Below are 3,048 nucleotides of genomic sequence, written 5' to 3' on the forward strand. Positions count from 1 at the left end.
GCGCCGTCCTTGGGCACCGACGAACAGGCCGAGCCGAACGGCTCGTCGGCGGTGCTCATGTCGTCGGAGGGGCTGGCCATGTCCGACCCCTTCGACGCGGCCGACGAGGCACTGTCGGACGCCTTGTCCTTGGAGTCGCTGTCGGAGCAGGCGGTCAGTGCCACGGGAAGCATGGCGGCGGCAGCGACGGCGACGGCAACACGACGGACTCGAGTCTGCATGACAATCCCTCAGCGATCTCAACTGTGAAGGCCATCCGCCTCCATCACCGTGAATCCGGTGCGGCCCGTGCCGCGGATTGGTCACTTTCTCGAAAGAGTGATCCGCGTACGACCGCGGCGTGCGAGCGGCGCCCGCGCACGCTCGCCGCGATCACCGTGGGTGGCGGGACAGCCAGTAGGGATTGTCGTGGGGAAGACCTCCACTGACCCGCCCGTACATGCCGCCGGTCATGAGCAGGAGGCCGACGACGAAACTGAACAGGACGTTCTGGAGTCGGAAGTTGAGGATGTTGTAGCGGCTGTCCAGGGCGAACAGGCTCGCGAAGCCGACCAGTAGGAAGGCGATCCCGAGGGTCATGTTCACGGTGGACGCTGTGTTGCCGCCGCGGACCGCGGCGGCCAGGAGCAGGCTGCCGACGACGAGGGACAGGACGCTCAGGGCGCCGTTCGTGTTCAGGCCCAGGGTGGTCTTGCCGCCGGTGTCGAAGAAGCCGATGCGGTCGACGAGCCCGAGAATGCCGAAGGCCAGCAGGAAGAGTCCGGTCAGTGCGGCGCTGAAGCGGTAGACCCGGCCCAGGCGGTGGTCGACGGGCAGGTGATCGTCGAGCCTGACGTGGGGATGCGCCGGGGGTCTTGCGTGGATGACTGCCATGGGAAGGACCTCCTCGCCCCCCAGTCGTGGTGCGGTGGTGGTGTGGTGTGTTTCAGCAGGAGGGCGGCTGCCAGCCCGTGGGCCGGACGTGGGCGGCGCTGACCCAGCCGTGCGCGTCGTTGTCGAAGTACCAGGTCGACGTGGAGTCCACGTGGTCGCCGGTGGTCTGGCAGAACAGCCGGATGTGGGCACCGGCGGGCAGCGTGGAGGTCGCCTTCGCGGTCACGGTCGGCGCGTCGCGCACGTACACCGGCGACCACGCGGTCACCACGGCCGGGGCGGCGTGCCCGTCCCACGTACTCCAGGACCACGTCGCACCGTGCTCCCTCCAGCCGTCGGGACCTCCGCCGGAGGCGTGCGCGCTCGCGGCAGCGGTCCCCGTCAGCGCACAGGTCCCCAGCAGGGCGGCGCCGCAGAGTGCGGATCGGATCACTGAGCGGTTCATGACCGGCTCCTTCTCCTGTCCCCCTTTGCCCTCCGCGCCCGCGGGTCCGGTAGTTCGGCGCCACATCCCTTGGATGCGCCCTCCACGGCTAATCCGATGCCGACACCGGCCCGGATTGCCGAAACCGTCAAGATTCACACATGCAGGTCCGGTACGGCTTCGCGTCCTGGCGGGGCCGGACCGGTTCAGGCCGGCAGTTGCAGCAGGGCCACCGGCTGGGTGGTGGGCTGCTTCGACCCTCCGGCCGGTTCGAGGGTCACGCCCATGCCGGAGGCGTCGCCGACGGCACCGGTCATCAGGACACTCTGATCGGCGTGGGAGGGGTTCATCAGACCGGCCGGGCGCATGTGGCCACCGTCGGCGAACCACAGCTGGTACACCTTGCCCTTCGGCGGCTCGGCCATACCCGAGGCGATGAAGACGGCCCGGTCACTGCTGTGGGAGACGACCACCGAGCCGTGCGCCCCGCCCTTGACGGAGGCCGAGGTGACCTTGGCGTCCGGCGCGGCGAGCACCGCGGCGATCCGGTCGGCCCGGTCCTGTGCGGCCTGCGCCTCATGGCGGGCCTGATCGGCCTGCTGGTACTGCCACAGTGTCGTGCCGCCGAGTGCGGCCACACCGGCCAGGCAGGCGGCGAGCGCCCAGTGCAGGCGGTGCCCGCGCCGGGCCTGACGCGACGCCCCGGACACGGGAGTGGCCGGCGGTTCCTGTCGTGTCTCGGCGATCTGCCCCATCACCTGAGCCTTCAGGCCTGCTGGGGCAGGCAGTGAGGCGGCCAGCCCCAGCCGTCCCGCCGTCGCGGACAGCTCGCGCACCTCCTGCTCGCAGGACTCGCACTGGGCCAAGTGCCCCTCGAACGACCGGCGTTCCTCGTCCCCCAGTGCGTCGAGCACGTAGGCGCCGGTGAGTGCGTGCAGGTCGGCTGTAGCGGTCATGCGGTCACCCCCAAGCAGTCGCGGAGCCGGATGAGTCCGTCCCGCAACCGCGTCTTGATCGTGCCCAACGGTGTGGACAGTGTGTCGGCGACCTCTTTGTAGGTGAGGCCCTGGTAGTAGGCGAGCGTCACGGACTGACGCTGGATCTCGCTGAGTGACTGCAGGCAGCGCCGCAGTTGTTCCCGTTCGAAGCGGGCCTCCACCTGTTCGCTGACCTCGTCGAACTCCGGTGAGTGGTCCAGCAGCGCGGCCTTGTGATCGCGGGCGGCCGCAGACTCGACGGAACGGATCCGGTCGATGGTGCGCCGGTGGGCCAGGGTGAGGATCCAGGTGATGACCGTGCCGCGCTCGGGGCGGTAGCCGGCGGCGGTGCGCCACACCTCGACGAAGACTTCCTGGGCCACCTCCTCGGACTGCGCGTGATCGCGCAGAACCTTGTGCACGGTGCCGAAGACCGGCCCGGCCACCGCGTCGTACAGCGTGGCGAACGCCTCCTCGTCGCCCTGCCTGACCGCTGCCATGAGTTTCTCCAGGTCAGGCTTGCGTGCTGGGTTTTCTCCGATGTGGATGGCTTCCGTCATGTGCGGCCTTCCGGCTACCGCTGGGCAGCGGCTTGATGGGGTCAAAGCCCCCAGTAACTCATAACCGCCACCACGCCGGACGCCGGGGTTCGAGTGCGTCCGCTCGCGCCCGGATCTAATCGACGGTGACGACCACGGAGTGCCAGCCGGAGGCGCCGTCGGGGATGGTGTTGGTGCGTTTCTCGGTCTGGGTCTCGCCGGTGCGGTCGGTGGC

General features: G+C 69.5%; 4 protein-coding genes and 1 pseudogene. All 5 read right to left on the reverse strand.

The window, feature by feature from the left end:
- Positions 1-221: pseudogene (locus ABZ930_RS41330) on the reverse strand (fasciclin domain-containing protein); the annotation flags it as partial.
- Between the two features lie 151 nt (positions 222-372).
- The gene (locus ABZ930_RS41335) at positions 373-873 is read right to left on the reverse strand and encodes a DUF4383 domain-containing protein (protein ID WP_361560767.1); all 501 of its coding nucleotides are present in this window, start codon (positions 871-873) and stop codon (positions 373-375) included.
- A 52-nt stretch (positions 874-925) separates the two neighbouring features.
- On the reverse strand, positions 926-1,318 hold the full coding sequence (locus tag ABZ930_RS41340) for a hypothetical protein (RefSeq protein WP_361560770.1): 393 nt from the start codon (positions 1,316-1,318) through the stop codon (positions 926-928).
- A 185-nt stretch (positions 1,319-1,503) separates the two neighbouring features.
- Positions 1,504-2,253, reverse strand: a complete 750-nt coding sequence (locus tag ABZ930_RS41345) for an anti-sigma factor (protein ID WP_361560773.1) — start codon at positions 2,251-2,253, stop codon at positions 1,504-1,506.
- Positions 2,250-2,834 (reverse strand): sigma-70 family RNA polymerase sigma factor, encoded by a 585-nt coding sequence (locus ABZ930_RS41350; protein WP_361560776.1) that lies wholly within the window; start codon positions 2,832-2,834, stop codon positions 2,250-2,252. Before ABZ930_RS41350 ends, ABZ930_RS41345 begins: the two co-directional genes overlap by 4 nt.
- Positions 2,835-3,048 lie beyond the last annotated feature (214 nt).

The organism is Streptomyces sp. NPDC046716 (assembly GCF_040645755.1).
Taxonomy (GTDB): domain Bacteria; phylum Actinomycetota; class Actinomycetes; order Streptomycetales; family Streptomycetaceae; genus Streptomyces.

Coding starts and splice junctions, on each gene's coding strand:
- ABZ930_RS41335 (WP_361560767.1), bottom strand. CDS start 873: ATGGCAGTCATCCACGCAAGACCCCCGGCGCATCCCCACGTCAGGCTC.
- ABZ930_RS41340 (WP_361560770.1), bottom strand. CDS start 1,318: ATGAACCGCTCAGTGATCCGATCCGCACTCTGCGGCGCCGCCCTGCTG.
- ABZ930_RS41350 (WP_361560776.1), bottom strand. CDS start 2,834: ATGACGGAAGCCATCCACATCGGAGAAAACCCAGCACGCAAGCCTGAC.
- ABZ930_RS41345 (WP_361560773.1), bottom strand. CDS start 2,253: ATGACCGCTACAGCCGACCTGCACGCACTCACCGGCGCCTACGTGCTC.